We start from the raw sequence: 2,710 nt of genomic DNA, 5'->3' as shown, positions 1-2,710 counted from the left end.
TATGATTTTAACGAAACCGAAATCAGTAAATGCCGGGCCTAGTAGTGGGACAGGGGAAGGCGTAGCACACTCAAAACGCTGGTATGTAGCACTCGTTCGAATGCACCACGAGAAGAAAGTTGCCGAGCGTTTGTCTAAGATGGGAATTGATTCTTTTGTTCCCGTTCAGCAGCAAATTCATCAATGGAGTGACCGTCGTAAGATGGTTGATACAGTCTTACTCCCAATGATGGTTTTTGTACATGTCAATCCAAAAGAACGTATGGAAGTCCTTTCATTTTCTACGGTCAGCCGTTATATGGTGATGCGTGGAGAGAGCACTCCTGCCGTTATTCCTGACGAGCAGATGGCCCGTTTCCGTTTCATGCTCGATTATTCCGAAGAAGCAGTCTGTATGAATGATACTCCACTAGCGCGTGGTGAGAAAGTTCGTGTCATAAAAGGTCCTTTGAGTGGACTTGTTGGCGAACTTGTGACTGTAGGCGGGAAGAGTAAGATTGCCGTTCGTTTAAATATGCTTGGCTGTGCTTGTGTAGATATGCCAATCGGTTATGTAGAATCCACAAAAATCACCAATGACAACACGAAGAAAATTTAACGTATTTCTATTCATTCTGTTGCTGGGAGTTTTTTCTCCTTTAATGGCTCAAAGCATGAGCGACTCCCAAGTTCTTGAATATGTAAAGGATGGCATCCGCCAGGGTAAAGAACAGAAACAACTAGCCTCTGAACTGGCACGTAGAGGTGTGACCAAAGAACAGGCAACTCGTGTGAAGCAACTCTATGAGCAGCAAAACAATGTCAACGCTTCCAATGCAACAGGTACCGATGTCAATGAATCACGCCTTCGTGAGGAAATGAAAGAAAACACTTCCGATATGCTGGAAGACCATCTGAGCACTCAAGACCTCGCACGTGGCAATCAGGTTTTCGGACGAAATATTTTCAACACCCGTAACCTGACTTTTGAACCGAGCGTCAACATCTCCACTCCCTTGAACTATCGTCTGGGTCCCGGTGATGAAGTGATTATTGATATCTGGGGAGCCAGCCAGAACACTATCCGCCAACATATTTCTCCTGACGGCACGATCAACATTCAGAAAATAGGTCCTGTCAACCTGAACGGACTAACTATTGCTGAAGCCAATGACTATCTCAAAAAGACATTAAACAAGATATATAATGGTCTTAATAATGCGAATGATCCCACCTCTGACATCCGTCTGACTTTGGGCAGCATACGTACTATCCAGATCAATGTAATGGGTGAGGTTGTCCAACCGGGTACTTACTCCCTCTCTTCTTTTGCTACAGTCTTCCATGCGCTTTACCGTGCGGGTGGAGTCAGTGACATAGGAAGCCTTCGCAATGTCCAGCTGGTACGTAACGGCAAAAATATCGCCACGATCGACGTCTACCAATTTATCATGAAAGGAAACATTCAGGATGACATTCGTCTTCAGGAAGGTGATGTAGTAATAGTCCCCGCCTATGACGTATTGGTTAAGATCGACGGAAAAGTGAAACGCCCAATGCGTTTCGAGATGAAAAAGGATGAGAGTCTATCCACTCTTATCAGCTATGCCGGTGGCTTTGAAGCCGACGCCTACACCCGTTCCTTACGTGTCGTACGCCAGAATGGACAGGAATATGAAGTAAACACAGTCAAAGACCTTGACTATAGTGTCTATAAAATGCGAAACGGTGATGTTGTGACCGCTGAAGCCATCCTTAACCGCTTCATCAACAAACTTGAAATCCGTGGAGCTGTTTATCGTCCCGGCATCTACCAGTTGAATGGAAAACTGAATACTGTCCGTGAACTGGTAAACGAAGCTCAAGGACTGACCGGTGATGCTTTCTTGAACCGTGCCGTTCTCTACCGCCAGCGTGAAGATCTGACTACCGAAGTTGTTCCAGTAGACATTAAAGCCATTATGGACGGTACTTCCCAAAACATCATCCTGATGAAAAACGATATCCTTTATATTCCGAGTATTCATGACCTGGAAGACAGAGGCAACGTCGTAATCCATGGTGAAGTAGCCAAACCGGATTCTTATCCTTATGCAGATAACATGACCCTTGAAGACTTGATTATTCAGGCAGGTGGATTGCGTGAAGCCGCTTCTGTAGTCCGTGTGGATGTATCCCGTAGAATTAAGAATCCCCACAGTACTGTAAATAGCGATACTATCGGCCAGATATATACATTCTCCTTGAAAGAAGGCTTTATTGTAGATGGAACTCCCGGCTTTGTCCTTCAACCTTATGATGAAGTTTATGTACGTCGTAGTCCGGGTTATCAAGCTCAACAGAATGTAGTTGTTGAAGGTGAAATTCTGTTTGGAGGCTCTTATGCTATGACCAGTCGTGAAGAACGTCTTTCAGACTTGATTAATAAAGCTGGAGGTGCAACGAATTATGCCTACTTACGTGGTGCCAAATTGACTCGTGTGGCCAATGCTAGTGAAAAGAAACGCATGAGTGATGTAATCCGTTTGATGAGCAGACAGTTGGGTGAAGCTATGATGGACTCTTTGGGTGTTCGCGTAGAGGACCATTTTACAGTCGGTATTGATTTGGAGAAAGCATTAGCGAATCCTGGTAGTACAGCAGATATTGTCTTGCATGAAGGTGATGTAATTTCTATCCCGAAAAACAATAATACGGTTACGATTAATGGTGCTGTAATGGTTCCGAATAC

The 2,710-nt window shown here is 44.5% G+C and carries 2 protein-coding genes; both read left to right on the top strand.

Features of this window, described 5'->3' with window-relative positions; translation table 11 throughout:
• The first annotated feature begins 1 nt into the window (after nt 1).
• The gene (locus DWZ47_RS30100; RefSeq protein ID WP_004297022.1) at nt 2-598 is read left to right on the top strand and encodes a UpxY family transcription antiterminator; all 597 of its coding nucleotides are present in this window, start codon (nt 2-4) and stop codon (nt 596-598) included.
• Nucleotides 576-2,710 (top strand): SLBB domain-containing protein (locus DWZ47_RS30095; protein ID WP_182281672.1); only part of this gene is annotated, 2,135 nt, incomplete at its 3' end. The genes DWZ47_RS30100 and DWZ47_RS30095, both read left to right, overlap by 23 nt.

Source organism: Bacteroides sp. AF32-8BH, assembly GCF_003435205.1.
Classification (GTDB): domain Bacteria; phylum Bacteroidota; class Bacteroidia; order Bacteroidales; family Bacteroidaceae; genus Bacteroides; species Bacteroides ovatus.
This window is presented reverse-complemented; position numbering and strand designations above follow the sequence as displayed.

Excerpts from the sequence above, each read along its gene's own strand:
- DWZ47_RS30100 (WP_004297022.1), top strand. The coding sequence starts at position 2 with ATGATTTTAACGAAACCGAAATCAGTAAATGCCGGGCCTAGTAGTGGG.